Raw genomic sequence first — 19917 nt, 5'->3', positions numbered from 1 at the left:
GCATAAAACAAGCAGAAATCCAACAGGAGACGGAAATGGAATTTAAACACAAATCTGTATTACTGGACGAGACCGTTGGCGGGCTTAACATCAAGCCGGATGGAATCTATGTGGATGGCACTTTGGGCGGCGCTGGACATGCCATAGAGGTATGCAGGAAACTTTCTGCCAAGGGGAGATTTATTGGTATAGATCAAGACCAGGATGCGATAATTGCTGCGAGTGAACGACTTGCCGCCTTTGATCAGGTGACAATCATTCGCAGCAATTATTGTTACATGGTACCGGAGCTCGCCGCAAGGGGAGTTCACAAGGTAGATGGTATTGTGCTGGATCTGGGAGTATCCTCATATCAGCTGGACAATGAAGAACGTGGATTTACCTACCGGGTAGATGCACCTCTTGACATGCGTATGGACCAGAGACAGACTCAGACCGCCAGTGACATTGTAAACGGTTACGAAGAAAGAGAACTATATCGCATTATACGCGATTACGGTGAAGATAAATTTGCTAAGAATATAGCGAAACATATTGTTGCCGCAAGGCAGCAGGCCCCGATCACCACCACAGGGCAGCTTACACAGATCATACGGGAATCTATCCCTATGAAGATACAGGCAGCAGGCGGACATCCTGCCAAGCGTACCTTCCAGGCAATCCGTATTGAGCTGAACAAGGAGCTGGATGTACTTCGGGATTCCCTTGACGGGATGATCGATCTTCTGGATGATGGGGGAAGGCTTTGTATTATTACGTTCCATTCCCTGGAAGACAGAATCGTCAAGACCATCTTCCGCAAGAATGAGAATCCCTGTACTTGTCCGCCGGATTTTCCGGTTTGCGTGTGCGGGAAGAAGTCCAAAGGAAAAGTGATCACCAGGAAGCCGATTCTTCCCAGTGATGAGGAAATGGAAACAAATCCGCGTTCTAAGAGCGCAAAACTAAGAATTTTTGAGCGAAGGATTTAAAGAAGGGTAAAAAATGGCGAAGACAGGCAGACATACTACTTCCAGAAGAAGTTCACAGAGCATGTATGTTGATGGCAACACTGTGCGTAAAGTACAGGAAGTTCCTGTAAAAAGGGAATACCGTCAGCCAGAGCATTCAGTTAGAAAGAAACAGGCAAGACCTGCACTTGGCCCAGGTCAGGAACTGACCCGCCAGGGCAAGTCCCTTTCCAGGGAAGCGCGTCGAAACCGTGCCAAGGCCAACAGCATGAACCGGAATTTTGCCATATTTCTGGGCGTGCTTGGCGTTATAGTTGTATTTTGCAGCATCAATTATCTGCGTCTGAAAACAGAATGCACAAGCAAAAGAAGCCAGGTGGCTTCCTTAGAATCCCAGTTAGCAGAGCTGAAGGAAGATAATGATGCATATGAAAGCCAGGTAACATCCAGCGAGGATCTTGAAAGAATACGAAAGATCGCGATTGGACGACTGGGAATGAAATATCCAAGCAACCAGCAGACAGAGACCTATACAACTGAGGGCGGCAGCTTTGTCCGGCAGTATCAGGAAGTAACCGGGAAGTAAGGGAATGAAGGCAGGTGTTTGATTGAGTACTTCAGGAAGAAAAGCAAAGAAAAAACCAATTAAAAAAATAAATCACACTATGAAAAATAAGCTGTCAATACTGTTCTTATGCGTATTGGGAGCTTTAGTCGTTTTATTGGGAGTTATTACCTATATCAATTTTCATAGCGGTGAAAAATACAAGAAACAGGTATTAAGCCAGGCCCAGCAGAAATACCAGAATCGTACCATACCATCCAAGCGAGGCAGTATCTACGACCGGAATGGAAACCTTCTGGCAACCAGCAACAAGGTATACAATGTAATTCTGGACTGCAGGACCATAAACTCAGAGACCGATTATATAGAGCCCACGATCCGGGCACTGGAAAATATTTTTGGAGTGGAAGAGACCGCTGTCCGAAAGGCGCTGACAGATGATGAAACAAAGGACAGCCAGTACTGGGTGATCAAAAGGGCGGCCAGTATGGATGACCAGAAAGCCTTTGAGGATTACTGTGACCTTTCCGATACTACAGGCCTTACAGCAGCAGAAATTAAGGAACGGCAGAATGTGAAGGGCGTCTGGTTTGAGGAGGATTACCAGAGAGTTTATCCTTATAATGAGCTTGCCTGCGATACACTTGGCTTCACCTATTCCAGGGACTCGGCAGATTATGGCCTGGAAGGCTATTACAACAGCAGCCTTGTGGGAATCGATGGCCGCCAGTACGGCTACCTCAACGATGATTCCAATGTGGAGCAGACTATTATTGAGGCAAAGGATGGAAACAACCTGGAAACCAGCCTGGATCTTGGCATTCAGCAAATTGTGGAAAAATGGGTGAATGCTTTTATGGAATCCACAGGAGCCAAGAACATCGGCGTGATTGTGGAGAACCCTAATAACGGTGAAATCCTTGCAATGGATGGCGGAGACCGTTATGACCTGAACGATCCCCGTGATCTTTCTGATCAGTATACAAAGGAAGAACAGGCTGCCATGAGTGATTCGGAGACCATGACGATCTTAAGCGACAGATGGAACAACTTCTGCGTTACAGATATTTATGAACCGGGTTCTGTTGTGAAGCCCATTGTTATGGCAGCAGCTCTGGAGCAGGGCAAAATTTCCACAAGCGACACATTCTACTGCGATGGATTCCAGAACTTTGGTGTGGAAGGAAATATGACTACCATCAAGTGTGCGAATATCTACGGTCATGGCATGGAGACCCTTGCAGAGGTAATTGCCAATTCCTGCAATGATGCCATGATGCAGATTGGTGCAGCCATGGGCGCAGAGAATTTCTTGAAGGCCCAGAGCACCTTCAACTTCGGAAGCAGAACCGGAATCGATCTTCCAAATGAAGGCTACGGCATTATGCATACCATTGAGACCATGAAGGAGACGGAGCTTGCATGTTCTGCCTTTGGTCAGGGATTCAGCTGCACCATGATCCAGGAGATCAATGCCATGTGCTCTGTGATCAATGGCGGCTACTACTATCAGCCCCATCTTGTTACCAAGATTAAGGATGCCAGCGGTGCTACAGTGAAAAACATCAGCCCGATCCTTCAGAAGCAGACCATTTCCGAGAGTATTTCTGCAGATATCCGCAGCTACATGCAGGCCAGTGTGGAACAGGGTACCAGTATGACCTCCAAGGTGCAGGGCTACAGCTCAGGCGGTAAGACCGGAACTGCGGAGAAATTCCCGCGAGGAAACGGCAAATATGTAGTTTCCTTCATTGGTTTTGCCCCGGTAGAGGAGCCCCAGGTGGTAATCTATGTAGTCATTGATGAGCCAAACGTGGAAGATCAGGCAAGCAGTGTTTATGCCCAGTACGTGGCACAGGCCATTCTTTCTGAGATGCTGCCTTATATGAACATTCAGCCGGATGAATCCACAGACGGAACCATTCCGGAGACAGAGCTGTGGGAGAATTTCAGCGGTTATGCGAACAATGTGTCTAATAGCCAGATCGATGAAAACGGCAATCTTGTAGACGGAAATGGAAACCTGATCGACTGGGACGGCAACCGCATTGACGAGAACGGCTATCTTCTCAACATCGATGGAAGCTACAAGATGGATGAAAACGGAGAGTATATCAAATCCGACAATCTTGAGGGAACCAGCAATACCTATACAGGCTCTGCAGGTGAGACACTGCCAGAGGCTGTTTCCGATACCAACGTCCCCGGTCCGCCGGAAGATACCACAGATCCCATCCAGGATAACAACATGGAAAGCGAAGGCATTACAAACGAAGAAGCTGGTCTTGATTGAGCAGAGATGAAACATACCCCCGCGGGGAACTGTCATATATTAATTGTGACAGTTTCCGTCGGGGGATTTTTTTATGAAAAAAGCCATGACCTTTCACAGGAAAAAAATCTGGCTGGTCTTTCTCATATGTGCAGTCATGATGCTGGGAATGATCGGCCGGCTGGTCTATCTGATGGGGTTCCGGTCAGATTACTATTACCAGAAAGCACAGGACCTTCATGAAAGAGAGAGGGACATCAAAGCCGCAAGAGGCCAGATCCTGGATGCCCAGGGGCGGGTGCTGGCAGATAATAAGACAGTCTGCACCATTTCTGTCATACACAGCCAGATCAAGGAGCCGGAAAAGGTGATCCAGATTCTGTCAAAAGAACTGGATATGGACACAGAAACCGTGCGAAAAAGAGTGGAAAAGGTATCTTCTATTGAAAGGATCAAAACCAATGTTGAGAAATCTGTGGGAGATACCATCCGGGATTACGGTCTTGAGGGCGTGAAGGTAGACGAAGACTACAAAAGATACTATCCCTACGGCTCTCTGGCCTCCAAGGTTCTGGGTTTTACAGGAGGGGATAACCAGGGAATCATCGGGCTTGAGGTAAAGTATGAAGAGGTTCTGAAAGGGGAAAATGGCAAAATTTTGACCACCACAGATGCCCGTGGCGTGGAAATAGACCAGATTGGAGAAAGCAGAAAGGATCCGGTCCCCGGTGAAAACCTGAAGATCAGTCTGGATATTGATATCCAGCAGTACGCCCAGCAGGCTGCCCTTAAGGTGATGGAAGAAAAGCAGGCCACTCGTGTGTCCATCCTGCTTATGAATCCTCAGAACGGGGAAATCTATGCCTGCGTCAATGTGCCGGAATTTGACCTGAACGATCCCTTTACTTTAAATACAGATGTGGATACTACAGGAATGACCCAGCAGGAAAAACAGGACCTTCTGAACCAGATGTGGCGAAATCCCTGTCTGAATGATACCTATGAGCCGGGTTCTACCTTTAAAATCATCACCATGTCAGCAGGACTGGAGGCTGGCGTGGTTTCTGTAAATGACCGCTTTTACTGTCCTGGCTACAAGGTAGTAGATGACCGCCGGATCCACTGTGCCAGAAGGACGGGGCACGGCTCCCAGAATTTTGTGGAAGGGGCACAGAACTCCTGCAACCCGGTATTTATCGAGGTAGGCCTGCGTCTTGGCGTGGAAAATTACTATCATTACTTCGAACAATTTGGACTGAAAAAGAAAACAGGCGTGGATCTTCCAGGAGAAGCAGGAACCATTATGCACAAAATGGAAAATATGGGAAATGTAGAGCTGGCCACAGTGGCATTCGGCCAGTCTTTTCAGATCACGCCTATTCAGCTTGCCACTACCGTAAGCTCCCTGATCAACGGGGGAAGGCGGATCACGCCCCATTTTGGAGTGTCAGTGCTAAGTGCTGACGGCCTCAGCGGAAGGAAGCTGGAATATCCGGTGGAAGAGGGCATCGTCTCTGAGAAAACCTCTGAAACTGTGCGGCAGATCCTGGAAAAAGTAGTGTCAGAGGGCTCCGGGCGAAATGCTCAGATCGAGGGCTATACAGTGGGCGGCAAAACCGCCACATCCCAGACGCTTCCCAGAAGTGCCAATCGGTACATTTCTTCCTTCCTTGGCTTTATGCCTGCAGAAAATCCACAGATTCTGGGACTTTGCATCATCCATGATCCACAGGGCGTTTACTACGGCGGAACCATTGCGGCACCTGTGATCAAAAGCATTTTTGAAGCAGTTTTATCGTCGAAAAGCAACCTATGGGTTGATTAATAAGGGGAAAAGCTTTATACTATAAGATGCTTCAAAAAACAAAAATGAAAAACGAAAGAGTTAAAGAGGTGTGAGGATGGAATTTCATATTGTGATCCCGGTGCTGATTTCTTTTGCGATCAGTGCAGTATTAGGACCTGTCATCATTCCGTTTCTTAGGAAACTGAAAATGGGACAGACAGAGCGTACAGAGGGCGTACAGTCCCATCTGAAGAAAGCCGGAACCCCGACTATGGGCGGCGTGATTTTTCTGATATCCACGATTATTACTTCATTATTCTATGTGAAAGACTACCCGAAGATCATTCCGGTGCTGTTCCTGACATTAGGCTTCGGACTGATCGGATTTCTGGATGACTACCTGAAGGTAGTGCTTCGCAGATCAGATGGACTTCTTCCCTGGCAGAAGTTCCTGCTTCAGGTGGTTGTAACCGGTATTTTCACCTTCTATCTGCTGAAATATACCGATGTATCCCTGACTATGCGCATTCCGTTCTGGGGCGGACATTATCTGAACCTTGGATGGCTTGCGGTTCCGGTTCTGTTTTTTGCCGTGATCGGAACTGTCAATGGCGTGAACTTCACAGACGGTGTTGATGGCCTTGCCACAAGCGTTACCCTGATCGTGGCAGTGTTCTTTACCGTGGTATCCATTGGAACACAGTCCGGAATTGAGCCGGTTACCTGTGCGGTTATCGGCGGACTGATGGGATTTTTGCTTTACAACGTATATCCGGCAAGCGTATTTATGGGAGATACTGGTTCCCTGGCACTTGGCGGCTTTGTGGCTGGCGTGGCCTATATGCTGCAGATGCCCCTGTTTATCCTGATCGTAGGACTGATCTACCTGGTTGAGGTACTGTCCGTTATGATCCAGGTAACATACTTCAAGGCTACACATGGCAAGCGTATTTTCAAAATGGCTCCCATCCATCACCATTTCGAGCTTTGCGGATGGTCTGAAGCCCGCGTAGTTGCAGTGTTTACCATTGTGACTGCCATCATGTGCCTGATCGGTCTTTTGGCTTTGTAAGGCATTAAGGAGGAATTTTATTATGGAATTAAAAGGAAAAAAGGTTCTGGTTTTCGGAGCCGGCAAAAGCGGCATCGGTGCAGCAGACCTTCTGGGTGCTGTAGGTGCCTGCCCAATTCTCTATGACGGAAAAGCAGACTTGGATAAAGAAAGCGTATTACATAAAACAAGCGGCAATTATGAACTTCAGATCTATGCAGGAGAGCTTCCAAAGGAGGTTCAGGACAGCCTTGACCTGGTTGTGTTAAGCCCTGGCGTTCCTACGGACCTTCCGATCGTGAAGGGCTTTTATGAGCAGGGACTTCCTGTATGGGGAGAGGTTGAGCTCGCCTATGAGACCGGAAAGGGAGAGGTTCTTGCCATTACTGGAACCAACGGCAAAACAACCACAACCGCTCTTCTTGGCAAGATCATGAAGGATGCAAGAGAGTCTGTTTTTGTAGTAGGAAATATCGGTACCCCATACACCTCCAAGGCATTGGAGATGAAAGACAACACCATTACAGTTGCAGAGATCAGCAGCTTCCAGCTTGAGACCATTTCCAAATTTGCTCCCAAGGTAAGCGCCATTCTGAACATTACAGAGGATCATCTGAACCGCCATCATACCATGGCAGAGTACATCCGTGTGAAAGAGCTGATCACCAGCAACCAGGGCCCGGAGGATGTGTGCGTACTGAATTATGAGGATGAGGTTCTCTGCGAGTTTGGTAAGCATATCGTACCGAAGACCGTATATTTCTCCAGCGCAAGAAGACTGGAACAGGGTATTTTCCTTGAGGGAGACCAGATCATTCTTCGCACCAAGACAGAAGAGATTCCGGTAGTGAAGACAGGAGACCTGAAGCTTCTTGGACTTCATAACTTTGAGAATGTAATGGCAGCAGTTGCCATGGCTTATTGCGCTGGCGTTGATATGGACAGCATCCGTAAGAGCGTCTGCGAATTTACAGCTGTTGAGCACAGAATCGAGTATGTGACAGAGAAGAATGGTGTCGCTTACTACAACGATTCCAAGGGAACTAACCCGGACGCAGCCATCAAGGGAATCCAGGCTATGAACCGTCCTACACTTCTGATCGGCGGCGGCTATGATAAGGAATCCAGCTATGACGAGTGGATTCAGGCCTTTGACGGTAAGGTAAGATACCTGGTTCTCATCGGTCAGACCAAGGAGAAAATCAAGGCAGCAGCCGAGAAGAACGGCTTCCATGATATTATCCTCTGTGAGGACTTAAAGGAAGCGGTTCAGGTGTGTGCAGACAAGGCAAATGCCGGAGACGCAGTTCTGTTATCTCCTGCCTGCGCAAGCTGGGGACAGTTTGACAACTATGAGCAGAGAGGCGAGATGTTCAAGGAGTTCGTAAGAGCTCTGTAAGAATGCATATTGACCCAGGGAGCTATTTCCCTGGGTTATTTTTACATAGGGGAAAAATCCCCAGACATAGGTGTTCATCCTCTGGCATATGCTTAAATAAGGCAGCCAGCAGGAGCAAGCTATGATCCGGGAGAAAAATCCAAAAATGAAAACAGATATGGTCCTTCTGATCCTGGTGCTGCTTCTGGCAGTATTCGGGCTGATCATGCTGTTTTCCATCAGTGAATACAATGGCAGAGTGCGTTTCGGCGACTCTGCCTATTATTTTAAAAAGCAGCTTTTTGCCACTGCCCTTGGACTTATGGCAATGTACATAGTAGCGGAAATGGATTACCGCTTTTTCGTGGGGCTGGCACCGGCTGCCTATCTTTTGTCCATGGCACTTTCCACTGCGGTTCTGCTGGTGGGACAGGAGATTAACGGTTCCAAGAGGTGGCTGAATTTTGGGCCTCTTTCCTTTCAGCCCTCAGAGTTTGCCAAGGTCGCCGTGATTCTGTTCCTTACTTGGCAGATCGAAAAGAGCAGAAAAAAGACAGCTGGCTTCTGGTTTATGTGCAGGACTATGATGACCCTGCTTCCAATCGTGGGACTGGTCGGCACCAATAACCTGAGTACTGCTATTATCATACTTGGAATCGGCGTGGTGCTGATCTTTGTATCAGACCCTGGATATGCCAGGTTTATTGGAATGGGAGCCGCCGGGGTGGCGGTGATCGCGGTGTTTCTGGCAGCGGAAAGCTACCGGCTGGAACGGCTGGCAATCTGGCGGAATCCTGAGAAATACGAAAAAGGCTTCCAGACCATACAGGGGCTTTATGCCATTGGAAGCGGCGGAATCTTCGGCAGGGGATTTGGCAGCAGCCTTCAGAAGCTGGGGTTCGTGCCGGAGGCGCAGAATGATATGATTTTTTCCATTATCTGTGAGGAACAGGGGCTTGCAGGGGCTTCTTTTCTGATCCTGATCTTCGGACTGCTTTTGTGGAGGCTGTGCGTAATTGCCCTGCACTGCCGGGATCTGGAAGGCACTTTGATCTGCAGCGGCATTATGAGTCACATGGCGATCCAGGTGATCCTGAACATTGCGGTTGTGACCAACACCATCCCCAATACAGGAATTACACTTCCTTTTGTAAGCTACGGAGGAACGTCTGTGGTGTTTCTTCTGGGGGAAATGGGGCTGGCCTTAAGCGTAAGCCGCGGCGGAATGAAATAGCTGTCTGATTGTTACTGTTCACTGGCAATGTTCCGCGAGGTGTTTTTTGTGAACAAAGTTCACAGAAAACCTGAGAATTGCGGCGCGAAATCATGCGAATGCATGATTTCTGTGCATCGCGAAGCGCGTTGCTGTGAACGGAGTGAACAGTAACGTCTGATTTTATCACCAGATTAAGAAAACTGCATACAATAAAAGGTAAGAGGCCCTTTAGGAGTGAATGGCTTGAATGACCGGATTTTCATTGAAGGGGGACACAAGCTGAAGGGAAATGTTCAGATACAGGGCTCCAAAAATGCAGCGCTGCCTATGATGGCGGCTTCTCTTTTACACCGGGGAGTGAGCGTACTGAAAGGCTGTCCGAGAATTGCGGATGTATTTTGCATGGAAGAAATCCTGCAGAATCTGGGGGCTGTAACCTGGTGGGAGGACCACGATCTGTATCTGGACTGCACCAAAGCGGACAAAACAGAGGTCCCATTTTCCTTCACAGGGAGAATGCGGTCTTCTGTGATCCTTCTGGGGGCACTTCTTGGAAGAAATAAAAAAGGCAGTCTTGGCTATCCGGGGGGATGCGTGATCGGAAAACGCCCCATTGACATGCATCTTCTGGTTCTGGAAAGTCTTGGGGCCAGGATACAGGAAGTGGCAGGGCAGTTAAGCGCAGAGTGTGAAAGAATGAAGGGAACAGAGTTCTCTTTTCCAAAAAGAAGTGTGGGAGCCACCCAGCAGGGAATTCTGGGGGCAGTGCTGGCAAAGGGAGAAACGGTTCTGGAAAACTGTGCCTGCGAGCCGGAAATCAGCTGGCTTTGTCATTATCTTCGTACCATGGGCGCGCAGATTACAGGGGACGGTACCGGGCGAATCTGTGTCAGTGGAGTGGAAGGCCTGAGGGGAGGCAGCAGTTGGGTGCCGCCGGACCGGATTGTGGCAGGAACCTATATCTGTGCGGCTGCCATTACAAGAAGTGAGATCACCCTGACCGGTCCGCCGGAGGGGGAACTTGATTCCTTTCTGGAAGTATATCGGAAAATAGGTGGACAATATAGCGGCATCGGTGGTAAACTGTTAGTCAATGGAAAAAATGTTCACAGCCCCGTAGCATTTCTGGAAACAGGCGTATATCCGGGCTTTCCCACAGACCTGCAGTCTCCTCTGATGGCGGTTCTGGCCACTGTGGAAGGCACAAGCCTTATTCGGGAAGCTATTTTTGAGGACCGCTACAAGGCAGCGCCGGAACTGGTGCGTATGGGAGCAGACATCCGGATTCTGGGAAGAGACGCTCTGATCCAGGGCGGGAAGCCCCTTACCGGCACCTTTGTAAGAGCACAGGAATTAAGAGGCGGTGCAGCGCTGATACTGGCAGCACTGGTGGCGGCCGGAACCACGGTTCTGGAAGGCTATTCTTTTGTGCGAAGGGGATATGAGCATATTTGCCAGGATCTTGAGCAGTTAGGTGCGGCAGTAAAAAGGATACAGGAATAACAGGATTATGAAATTATTCAAAAAGAATCTGATTGACAAAAAACATAAGAAAATGATTTTTTGTACCCTGGGAGCAGTTTTGCTGGCAGGCCTTGTTTTTTTCTTTTCTTATTTTCATGTAAGCAAAGTGGAAGTAATGGGAACTGCCCGTTATTCCGATGAGGAAGTAAAAAGCATGGCTCTGCAGGGTGCATTTACAGATAACTCTGTTCTTGCTGTGCTTCTTCATTCCAGGGTGGATGTGGAGGATGTGCCGTTTGTAGAGGGCTTTAACATTACCCGCCTTTCCCATAACAGCATCTGCATCAGTGTCCGGGAGAAGAAGGCAGTGGGATGCATTCCCTATCTGGACAGCTACGTGTATTTTGACCGCAATGGTATTTTTATTGAGAGTTCCCACACACGGGACGAGCTGGTTCCTTTTTTTGACGGGATCCAGGTAAGCCATGTGATCCAGGGGGAGAAGCTTCCAATCAAGGGAAGTTCGGTTCTGACTACTGCAGTGGCGCTTTCCACCATTTTCCAGAAAAATGACGTAATCCCAGATCACATAGAGTTTGACAGCAGCTATCAGATCACCCTGACCTACGGCGATGTGCAGGTTATGTTGGGAAAGGACGAGTACCTGGAGGACAAGATGATCCGGGTAAGCGCGATCCTGCCAAAGCTTTCCGGGGAAAAAGGAATCCTTCACATGGAGAATGTAACGGATTCTTCCAAGCTCATCACCTTTGAGCGAGAAATGGACGAGGAAGATACCACGACGAGTATTGACACCACTAGTGCCTATGAGAATGCGATCGCGAACTGGCACGGCGGCTATGACGAAGAGGGGGACTATACCGGCGAGGGCGAGTATGATGCCAATATGAATTACGTAGGTCCAAAGCCTACCGAGGAAAGCATTGCGGCAAACGGTGACTGGCTGGGCGGCTATATGGAGGACGGCAGCTACACCGGATACGGACAGCTTGACAAGGATGGAAATTACGTAGGTCCTAATCCAAATGACACCAGCGACGAGGAAGATTATACGGAAGAATCCAACTGGGATGACCAGGAAGAGGACGATTATGAAGAGTAATCTTTCAATTTTCGAGAAAAAAGTGTAAAAAAACAAAATTAGTGGTTGATAAATTCCTAAAAAAAATATATGATATAGCTATATGCAGCTTGGTATGTATATGAGATGAGTGTCAAAATGAATTTTGCCACTCATTTGATACCCGGATTGTTCCGCAGCTATGCTGCTCCCACAATTCTTCAAATATTCGAAATCCGCTGATTTACTATGTAAATCGCTGCTTTCTCATATTTGGCGTGTCCCAAGCTCAAAAGCCTTATCGTGCAAGCATGAACAGCTTTTTGATCTTTTGACACTGGTATCATGTATATTGACTAAGATTAGAGATAAAGGATATAAGGTAGAAATAAAGGAGGAAGTACATTGTTAGAGATAATGTCAAATGAGGCGGAATCCTCTGCAAAGATTATTGTAATCGGAGTAGGCGGCGCCGGAAATAACGCAGTCAACAGAATGGTTGAGGAAGCCATCGGCGGGGTAGAGTTTGTAGGAGTTAATACAGATAAGCAGGCTCTGACTCTGTGTAAAGCTCCAACTGTACTTCAGATCGGTGAGAAGATTACCAAAGGTCTTGGTGCAGGAGCACAGCCTGAGGTTGGACAGAAAGCAGCAGAAGAAAGCATTGAGGAAGTAAAGCAGATCATCGAAGGTGCTGACATGGTATTCGTTACCTGCGGTATGGGCGGTGGAACCGGTACAGGTGCTGCACCGGTTATCGCAGCAGCAGCGAAGGAAATGGGTATCCTCACTGTAGGTGTTGTGACCAAGCCTTTCCGTTTTGAAGCGAAGACACGTATGAACAATGCCCTTGCAGGTATCGAGAACCTGAAGAAAGCAGTTGATACACTGATCGTGATCCCGAATGATAAATTACTGGAGATCGTGGACCGCCGTACTACTATGCCGGAAGCACTGAGAAAGGCAGACGAGGTTCTGCAGCAGGCCGTTCAGGGCATCACAGACCTGATCAATCTGCCGGCTCTTATCAACCTCGACTTTGCTGATGTACAGACTGTTATGACAGATAAGGGAATCGCTCACATCGGTATCGGTGAGGCAAGAGGCGATGACAAGGCTATGGAGGCTGTTCAGCAGGCAGTTTCTTCTCCGCTGCTTGAGACTACCATCAAGGGTGCTACACATGTTATCATCAACATTTCCGGTGATATCTCCCTTATGGATGCAAACGATGCAGCAAGCTATGTACAGGAGCTTACTGGTGAGGATGCAAACATCATCTTCGGTGCTATGTATGATGACTCTGTTGCTGATTATGCAAGAATCACAGTTATTGCTACAGGTCTTACAGACAATGCACAGGCCAACAACCCATTTGGAAGCAAGGCAAGCAATTCCGTATTTTCCAACAAGAGACCGGCTTCCACAGCATCTGCCGGCGTGAACCTGAACATGCCTAGCTTCAGCATGCCTACTATGAATGCGACACCATTCACAGCGAAGACACCATCCAGCACTGTTCAGAAGAAAGATATCCAGATTCCGGATTTCTTAAGAAACAGATAATTTATTGCAGACAAAAGACCTCCGCATGTATATGCGGAGGCTTTTTTACCTGCAGCAGGAAATTTGAATTACTGCTTTTAGTATTCGCACTGGAAAGTGCTGCACTTTGTTTCATCACATTTTCTGGCATCATTTCCATCTACATTAATGGAAGCGGCAGTACATTTACACTTGTCATTGTAGGTGCAGCCGCAGGCTTTACAGTCAATCTGGATGGTTTCGCAGCCACAGCCATTTTTTGCACTGTTCATAGTACCCTGGCCTTTTTCCCGAAAACTGCCGCAGCAGGTTTCTTCAGCACTATGGGCACTTTCCCCCATCATATCAATTTCGCCTCTGGAACAGAGCATATCCTCGTTGTAGGCACAGGTTGTTGCGGAACATTTTAAAATAGTCATAGTTTGCCTCCTGATAGTAATGATTGTGTTATGAAACATTTTTAGTTTTTCCGGAATTATTCAAAATATACCTGTTGCTCCTTACATTATTTGGAATAAAAAATATGTGAAAAAATAAGAAAAATATCTTGACTTTCAAGAAAAGACATGGTATTATTCAACAGTACGTGATGAAAAGAAAGCAGAGTTCACTCTCACCTCAGCGCACATTTAGATGCGGCTCGGGTTCATATTGCACAGCAGCGCGTGACTTAGTTCGCGGGTGTAATAGGAGAAGTGTGGATTCTGTCCGCACTTTTTTTATGTTTGAGGAAGCATAAGAACAGGAAGTCATGTATGAGGCAGGAATTTCCTGCGAAGGGGAATGAGAGTCCAGGGGTTAGAAACTGGAACAGAACAGATCATCTATCAGGTATGGAGGTGCACAACAATTAGCAATTTAATGATCAACGAACAAATCAGAGACAAAGAGGTACGCTTAATTGGTCCGGACGGAGAACAGCTTGGAATCATGTCCGCAAGAGAAGCTATGGCCAAGGCTCAGGAGGCAGAGCTTGATTTAGTAAAGATTGCCCCACAGGCAAAGCCGCCGGTATGCAAAATCATTGACTATGGTAAATATCGCTACGAACTTGCCAGAAAAGAAAAAGAAGCCAAGAAGAAGCAGAAGACCATCGATGTCAAAGAAGTGCGTCTTTCACCAAATATTGATACCAATGACCTGAACACAAAGGCTGGGGCGGCACGCAAATTCCTTACCAAGGGCGACAGAGTTAAAGTAACACTTCGCTTCCGCGGAAGAGAGATGGCACACATGTCAAGCAGCAAGCATGTTCTGGATGATTTTGCCGAGATGCTGAAGGACGTTGCCGTAGTTGAGAAGGCAGCTAAGGTAGAAGGCAGAAGCATGACAATGTTTTTAGCACAGAAACACTAGGATGTTGCATTCATTTGGAGAGACCGGAAGGGTTCGGCCAGGCTGGATGAGGGACATTAAATAGATACGATATTAAGGAGGAAATTACAATGCCAAAAATTAAAACTTGTAGAGCAGCAGCAAAGCGCTTCAAAAAAACAGGAACAGGAAAATTAGTAAGAAATAAAGCTTACAAGAGCCATATCTTAACAAAGAAATCTCAGAAGAGAAAGAGAAATCTTAGAAAAGCTACTGTTGTTGATTCTACTAATGTTAAGAGCATGAAGAAAGCATTACCGTATTTATAAGATATAGCATAGAAGAAGACGAACAGGAGGAAAATAAGAAATGGCAAGAATTAAAGGCGGATTAAACGCAAAGAAAAAACATAATCGTGTATTAAAACTGGCAAAGGGCTACAGAGGAGCTCGTTCCAAACAGTATAGAGTAGCAAAACAGTCTGTTATGCGTGCACTTACCAGCTCTTATGCTGGAAGAAAGCAGAAGAAACGTCAGTTCAGACAGCTCTGGATCGCACGTATCAACGCTGCTGCAAGAATGAACGGATTATCCTACAGCAAAATGATGCACGGCCTTAAAGTTGCAAACATCGACATCAACAGAAAGATGCTTGCTGAGATGGCTGTAAACGATGCTCAGGGATTCGCAGCACTTGCTGAGATCGCTAAGAAAGCAATCGCTTAATTACATTAAGAAGATACTTTTACGGGAGATGGGAAACCATCTCCCTTTTTTATACAGAAATTTAGAACTGCTATTTAAAACAAAATAATACAAAAAATATTTATGTGTGCTTGACAGCGCACGTTTGTGCGCCGCAGAAATAACAAAAATGGCGTATTTTGGTTAATTTAACGGATTTTTCCTCTCTAATTCTTAAAAAATTATAAAATTTTCTCTTGCAATCAAAAAAGCAGGATGCTATAATCATAACATTAAAGTGGTAAAGAGAAGAAGTTATGGAAGCCAAAGCCGGCTGGGAAACCACCAGTGGGCTTTTCTATTATCCGTTGGTGGTAGACTTATCGGAAGGCGAGATGACAGAAACTCTTACATAAATTAAGGAGGAGATTTATTATGAGAAATCTGAAAAAAGTACTCAGCATTACTGCAGCCGCAGCAATGGCAGTATCCACTGTAACACCTGTATCCGTATTTGCAGAGAGCGAGGAAACCTTCAAGATTGGTGTCATCGGACCTATGACAGGAGACTATGCACAGTATGGTAATGGCGTATATAACGCAGCGAAGATTGCAGCAGATGAGATCAATGCAAACGGCGGATTCAACGGATATCAGGTAGAGATTCTTGATGCCGGCGATGATCAGGGAGATCCGGAGAAAGCTGTTAATGCATACAACGACCTTCTTGACAAGGGTATGCAGATGCTTTGCGGTACCGTTACTTCCGGTGCTTGTATCGCAGTAGGTGCAGAGGCAGCTGACAGCACATTCCTCTTCACACCATCTGCAACAGCAGTAGACAGCATCACAGCTGGTGACAATGAGTTCCGTATGTGCTTCACAGACCCGATGCAGGGAACCAAATCTGCTGAGTACATCTCCGAGAACGGACTTGCTACAAAGGTAGCAACTCTTTATGATTCCATGGCTGACTACAACTCCGGTGTACATGATGCATTCGTTGCAGCATGCGGTGACTACGGCCTTGAGGTTGTAGCTGATGAAGCTTACACAACAGACAACAACACAGACTTCTCCGTACAGCTTGGCAAGATCAAAGACAGCGGCGCAGAGCTTCTGTTCCTGCCGAACTACTACTCAGACAACGCACTGATCCTTCAGCAGGCTCATGACCTTGGTCTTGACATGAAGATCTTCGGTGTTGACGGTATGGACGGTATCCTGAACGTTGAGAACTTCGATACATCCCTTGCAGAAGGCGTTATGCTTCTGACACCATTCTCCGCAACAGGCGAGGATGAGGCAACTGTAAACTTCGTAAAAGCATACGGCGATGCGAACAACGGTGAGACACCAAACCAGTTCGCAGCAGATGCATATGATGTACTTTACGCTATGAAAGCAGCAGCAGATGATGCTGGTATTACACCGGATATGTCCAACGAGGACATCAGCGCAGCTCTTTCCGCTTCCATGCTGAACATCACTGTAAACGGTCTTACAGGAGAAGCTAAATGGACAGAGGACGGCGAGTGCGATAAAGCTCCTAAGGCTTATGTGATCAAAGACGGCGTTTACGCTTCTATGGAGTAATTTCATAAGAATACAGGACAATATGCCGGGCAGCCGGCAGAGTCTTAACCATTTCCCTGATTGCGCAGGGGATGGCCGTTAGCAAAGGGGAGACGGTTACCTGTGGGTCCGTCTCCTTCTTTGCACTATGAAAAATAACTTACAAAATAACTGGAGCGTGTCTGAAAATTTACTTCCGCTTTTTCAAATTCGAGGCAACATAAAAAGATTACAGTGGAAAAAGAACGGGAATGAATTTTCAAACACGCTCATGGAAAAAATCCAGTTAAGAGGTGCATTATGAGTTTTATATCCTATTTAAAAGATGGTATCAGCCTGGGCAGTATCTACGCCATCATCGCCCTGGGCTATACAATGGTATATGGTATTGCAAAAATGCTGAATTTCGCACATGGCGACGTTATCATGGTTGGAGCATTTGTAATCCTGACAGCAGTCACCAAAGCCAATATGTCACCAATTTTGGCAATCATCCTTTCCGTAGTGATCTGTACCGCAGCAGGTGTTGTAATTGAGGCAGTTGCCTACAGACCTCTTCGTAAAGCATCATCCAACCTGGCAGTTCTGATCACCGCCATCGGTGTCAGCTATCTGCTTCAGAACCTGGCCCTTCTGATCTTCGGCGCAGATGCCAAGAGTTTCGTTCCGGTTATCAATGTTCCGTCACTGGTACTTTTCGGCGGACAGCTTACCGTCAAAGGTGTTACCATCGTAACTATCCTTGTATGTATCGTAATTATGGTCGGCCTTCAGCTTTTCGTAAAGAAAACCAAACCAGGACGTGCCATGCAGGCTGTCTCTGAGGACCGCGACGCTGCACAGCTGATGGGTGTCAATGTAAACGCAACCATTTCCCTTACTTTCGCAATCGGTTCCGGACTTGCCGCAATCGCAGGCCTTCTGCTTTGTTCTGCATATCCGACTCTGACTCCATATACAGGAGCCATGCCTGGTATCAAGGCATTCGTAGCAGCCGTATTCGGCGGAATCGGATCTATCCCGGGAGCCATGGTAGGAGGAATCCTTCTTGGAGTTATCGAGATCTTCAGTAAGGCATATATTTCTTCTCAGGTTGCAGACGCCATCGTGTTTGCAGTTCTGATCGTCGTGCTGCTTGTAAAACCATCTGGACTGTTCGGCAAGAACATCCAGGAGAAAGTATGAGGTGGCCGATATGAAAAAGACAGTGAACAAAACAACAAAGAATAACTTTATTACATATGGCATGGTAATCGCCATTTTCGCAGTGGTACAGATCCTTTCCTCAACCGGAAACCTGTCCCGACTGCTTACCGGACTTCTGGTTCCCATCTGCGTTTACACCATCGCTTCCCTTTCCCTGAACCTGGTAGTTGGTTATTCCGGAGAGCTGAGTCTTGGACATGCTGGCTTTATGTGCGTTGGAGCTTATTCCAGTGCTGTATTTTCCCATGTTACCAGTGATCTGATCCCGTCTGTTCCAAGACTGATCCTTGCAATCCTGGTAGGTGCAGTGGTTGCTGCTGTTTTTGGAGTTCTCATCGGTATTCCGGTACTGAGACTTCGCGGTGACTATCTGGCTATCGTAACCCTGGCATTTGGTGAGATCATCAAGAACCTGATCAACATTCTCTATGTTGGCGTAGATGACAAAGGGCTTCATGTTGCAACAAGCGCAGCCAACCTGAAGCTGGATCCAGGCGGAAAGCAGATCATCAAGGGTGCCCTTGGAGTTTCCGGAACTTCCACCCTTTACAAAGACATCAAGGATTATTTCTTCCTGATCGGCGTGATCCTGATCCTGATCGTGCTTTTCGTAATCCAGAACCTGGTAAATTCCAGAAGCGGACGTGCTATCACTTCAACCCGTGACAACCGTATCGCAGCCGAGTCCATCGGTATCAACGTAACAAAGAACAAGCTGCTTGCATTTACCATTTCCGCTGCAATTGCAGGAGTGGCTGGCGTGCTTTATGCCCACAACCTTTCCATGCTGAAGGTTTCCATCTTCGATTACAATATGTCCATTACCATTCTGGTATATGTCATCCTTGGAGGAATGGGAAATCTTCGCGGAAGCATTCTCGCAACCATCGTGCTTTATGCACTTCCTGAGCTGCTTCGTGGATTCTCCACATACCGTATGCTGATCTATGCAATCGTTATGATCGCAATGATGCTGTTCAACTGGGCTCCTGCTGCAAGAGATTTCAGAAGCCGTATTGTTGAGAAGATCAAAGGTCATGGCAAAGAAAAGGAGGCGGCTTAATTATGGCAATGTTAGAGGTAAACAATCTTTCCATCCAGTTTGGCGGTCTTCACGCTGTAGATAATTTTCATATGAAAATTGAGAAAGGCGAGCTGTACGGCCTGATCGGACCAAACGGTGCCGGAAAAACAACGGTATTCAACCTTCTCACAGGTGTATACAAGCCTAATGAGGGAATCATCAAGCTGGACGGACAGGACATTACAGGAAAAAGCATTATCGACATCAACAAGGCAGGAATTGCCCGTACCTTCCAGAATATCCGTCTTTTCAAGGATATGACAGTGCTGGACAATGTTAAGGCAGGCCTGCACAACCATCATAAATATTCCACCCTTACCGGAATCTTAAGACTTCCAAAGTACTTCAAGGTGGAAAAAGAAATGAACGAGCGTGCCATGGAGATCCTGAAGGTGTTTAACCTGGATCAGGAAGCAGAGCTTCTTGCGGGAAACCTCCCTTATGGTAAACAGCGTAAGCTGGAGATCGCCAGAGCACTTGCCACAGATCCCAAGCTTCTTCTTCTGGATGAGCCTGCAGCAGGTATGAACCCCAATGAGACACAGGAGCTGATGGATACCATTCGCTTTGTAAGAGACCATTTTAACATGACGATCCTGCTGATCGAGCATGATATGAAGCTGGTTGGCGGTATCTGCGAGGAGCTGACCGTACTGAACTTCGGACAGGTTCTCTGTCAGGGCGAGACCTCTAAGGTTCTCAAAGACCCGACTGTTGTTACTGCATATCTGGGCGAATAAGGAGGA

The 19917-nt window shown here is 47.1% G+C and carries 18 protein-coding genes; 17 read left to right on the top strand and 1 reads right to left on the bottom strand.

All coding sequences use genetic code 11. The annotated features are described in order from the left end of the window. Positions 1-35: 35 nt before the first annotated feature. The 10 genes from rsmH (at position 36) to ftsZ (ending at position 13329) form a co-directional block, all read left to right on the top strand. On the top strand, positions 36-971 hold the full coding sequence (rsmH, locus tag DWZ38_RS05760) for a 16S rRNA (cytosine(1402)-N(4))-methyltransferase RsmH (protein ID WP_117850832.1): 936 nt from the start codon (positions 36-38) through the stop codon (positions 969-971). 13 nt (positions 972-984) lie between these two features. Continuing rightward, positions 985-1536, top strand: a complete 552-nt coding sequence (locus DWZ38_RS05755; protein ID WP_021926444.1) for a septum formation initiator family protein — start codon at positions 985-987, stop codon at positions 1534-1536. Between the two features lie 79 nt (positions 1537-1615). Then, entirely contained in the window at positions 1616-3808 is a 2193-nt protein-coding gene (locus DWZ38_RS05750; RefSeq protein ID WP_117850926.1) for a penicillin-binding transpeptidase domain-containing protein, read from the top strand. Between the two features lie 73 nt (positions 3809-3881). Then, positions 3882-5612, top strand: a complete 1731-nt coding sequence (locus tag DWZ38_RS05745; RefSeq protein ID WP_021926442.1) for a penicillin-binding transpeptidase domain-containing protein — start codon at positions 3882-3884, stop codon at positions 5610-5612. Positions 5613-5688: 76 nt separating this feature from the next. Further along, positions 5689-6645, top strand: coding sequence for a phospho-N-acetylmuramoyl-pentapeptide-transferase (gene mraY / locus DWZ38_RS05740; protein WP_021926441.1), 957 nt, complete (start codon positions 5689-5691; stop codon positions 6643-6645). Positions 6646-6667: 22 nt separating this feature from the next. Then, a complete protein-coding gene (gene murD, locus DWZ38_RS05735; protein ID WP_021926440.1) occupies positions 6668-8023 on the top strand; it encodes a UDP-N-acetylmuramoyl-L-alanine--D-glutamate ligase in 1356 nt (451 codons plus the stop codon). A 145-nt stretch (positions 8024-8168) separates the two neighbouring features. Next, complete coding sequence (locus DWZ38_RS05730; RefSeq protein ID WP_330385649.1) at positions 8169-9236, top strand: putative peptidoglycan glycosyltransferase FtsW; 1068 nt, start codon at positions 8169-8171, stop codon at positions 9234-9236. A gap of 225 nt (positions 9237-9461) precedes the next feature. After that, complete coding sequence (gene murA, locus DWZ38_RS05725) at positions 9462-10721, top strand: UDP-N-acetylglucosamine 1-carboxyvinyltransferase (RefSeq protein WP_117850828.1); 1260 nt, start codon at positions 9462-9464, stop codon at positions 10719-10721. 7 nt (positions 10722-10728) lie between these two features. After that, positions 10729-11805: a cell division protein FtsQ/DivIB gene (locus DWZ38_RS05720; RefSeq protein WP_117850825.1), complete on the top strand. Its 1077-nt coding sequence runs from the start codon at positions 10729-10731 to the stop codon at positions 11803-11805. A gap of 363 nt (positions 11806-12168) precedes the next feature. After that, complete coding sequence (gene ftsZ / locus DWZ38_RS05715; protein ID WP_330385648.1) at positions 12169-13329, top strand: cell division protein FtsZ; 1161 nt, start codon at positions 12169-12171, stop codon at positions 13327-13329. Between the two features lie 77 nt (positions 13330-13406). Here the strand turns inward: ftsZ and DWZ38_RS05710 are convergent, their stop codons facing one another. Continuing rightward, positions 13407-13727, bottom strand: a complete 321-nt coding sequence (locus tag DWZ38_RS05710; protein WP_021925349.1) for a DUF1540 domain-containing protein — start codon at positions 13725-13727, stop codon at positions 13407-13409. A 442-nt stretch (positions 13728-14169) separates the two neighbouring features. On the opposite strand from DWZ38_RS05710, the gene infC reads away from it, so the two are divergent. From infC to DWZ38_RS05675, 7 genes are all read left to right on the top strand, one after another. Further along, positions 14170-14664, top strand: a complete 495-nt coding sequence (gene infC / locus DWZ38_RS05705) for a translation initiation factor IF-3 (RefSeq protein WP_117850820.1) — start codon at positions 14170-14172, stop codon at positions 14662-14664. 89 nt (positions 14665-14753) lie between these two features. Further along, positions 14754-14951 carry a 50S ribosomal protein L35 gene (gene rpmI, locus DWZ38_RS05700; protein WP_117850817.1) on the top strand — a complete coding sequence of 66 codons (198 nt, stop codon included), beginning with the start codon at positions 14754-14756 and terminating at the stop codon, positions 14949-14951. 40 nt (positions 14952-14991) lie between these two features. Then, complete coding sequence (gene rplT / locus DWZ38_RS05695; protein WP_117850812.1) at positions 14992-15348, top strand: 50S ribosomal protein L20; 357 nt, start codon at positions 14992-14994, stop codon at positions 15346-15348. A 393-nt stretch (positions 15349-15741) separates the two neighbouring features. Then, positions 15742-16902 carry an ABC transporter substrate-binding protein gene (locus tag DWZ38_RS05690; RefSeq protein WP_117850808.1) on the top strand — a complete coding sequence of 387 codons (1161 nt, stop codon included), beginning with the start codon at positions 15742-15744 and terminating at the stop codon, positions 16900-16902. 279 nt (positions 16903-17181) lie between these two features. After that, on the top strand, positions 17182-18066 hold the full coding sequence (locus tag DWZ38_RS05685; RefSeq protein ID WP_117850805.1) for a branched-chain amino acid ABC transporter permease: 885 nt from the start codon (positions 17182-17184) through the stop codon (positions 18064-18066). A gap of 10 nt (positions 18067-18076) precedes the next feature. Beyond that, positions 18077-19150: a branched-chain amino acid ABC transporter permease gene (locus tag DWZ38_RS05680; protein ID WP_117850924.1), complete on the top strand. Its 1074-nt coding sequence runs from the start codon at positions 18077-18079 to the stop codon at positions 19148-19150. A gap of 2 nt (positions 19151-19152) precedes the next feature. Then, positions 19153-19911, top strand: a complete 759-nt coding sequence (locus DWZ38_RS05675) for an ABC transporter ATP-binding protein (protein WP_021926164.1) — start codon at positions 19153-19155, stop codon at positions 19909-19911. Positions 19912-19917 lie beyond the last annotated feature (6 nt).

It is taken from the genome of Ruminococcus sp. AF31-8BH (assembly GCF_003460605.1).
GTDB classification, from domain to species: domain Bacteria; phylum Bacillota; class Clostridia; order Lachnospirales; family Lachnospiraceae; genus Blautia_A; species Blautia_A acetigignens.
Note: the sequence above shows the minus strand (reverse complement) of the source record. Positions and strands in the feature narration are given on the sequence as shown.

Coding starts and splice junctions, on each gene's coding strand:
- rsmH (WP_117850832.1), top strand. CDS start 36: ATGGAATTTAAACACAAATCTGTATTACTGGACGAGACCGTTGGCGGG.
- DWZ38_RS05755 (WP_021926444.1), top strand. CDS start 985: ATGGCGAAGACAGGCAGACATACTACTTCCAGAAGAAGTTCACAGAGC.
- DWZ38_RS05750 (WP_117850926.1), top strand. CDS start 1,616: ATGAAAAATAAGCTGTCAATACTGTTCTTATGCGTATTGGGAGCTTTA.
- DWZ38_RS05745 (WP_021926442.1), top strand. CDS start 3,882: ATGAAAAAAGCCATGACCTTTCACAGGAAAAAAATCTGGCTGGTCTTT.
- mraY (WP_021926441.1), top strand. CDS start 5,689: ATGGAATTTCATATTGTGATCCCGGTGCTGATTTCTTTTGCGATCAGT.
- murD (WP_021926440.1), top strand. CDS start 6,668: ATGGAATTAAAAGGAAAAAAGGTTCTGGTTTTCGGAGCCGGCAAAAGC.
- DWZ38_RS05730 (WP_330385649.1), top strand. CDS start 8,169: ATGAAAACAGATATGGTCCTTCTGATCCTGGTGCTGCTTCTGGCAGTA.
- DWZ38_RS05720 (WP_117850825.1), top strand. CDS start 10,729: ATGAAATTATTCAAAAAGAATCTGATTGACAAAAAACATAAGAAAATG.
- DWZ38_RS05710 (WP_021925349.1), bottom strand. CDS start 13,727: ATGACTATTTTAAAATGTTCCGCAACAACCTGTGCCTACAACGAGGAT.
- infC (WP_117850820.1), top strand. CDS start 14,170: ATGATCAACGAACAAATCAGAGACAAAGAGGTACGCTTAATTGGTCCG.
- rpmI (WP_117850817.1), top strand. CDS start 14,754: ATGCCAAAAATTAAAACTTGTAGAGCAGCAGCAAAGCGCTTCAAAAAA.
- rplT (WP_117850812.1), top strand. CDS start 14,992: ATGGCAAGAATTAAAGGCGGATTAAACGCAAAGAAAAAACATAATCGT.
- DWZ38_RS05690 (WP_117850808.1), top strand. CDS start 15,742: ATGAGAAATCTGAAAAAAGTACTCAGCATTACTGCAGCCGCAGCAATG.
- DWZ38_RS05685 (WP_117850805.1), top strand. CDS start 17,182: ATGAGTTTTATATCCTATTTAAAAGATGGTATCAGCCTGGGCAGTATC.
- DWZ38_RS05680 (WP_117850924.1), top strand. CDS start 18,077: ATGAAAAAGACAGTGAACAAAACAACAAAGAATAACTTTATTACATAT.
- DWZ38_RS05675 (WP_021926164.1), top strand. CDS start 19,153: ATGGCAATGTTAGAGGTAAACAATCTTTCCATCCAGTTTGGCGGTCTT.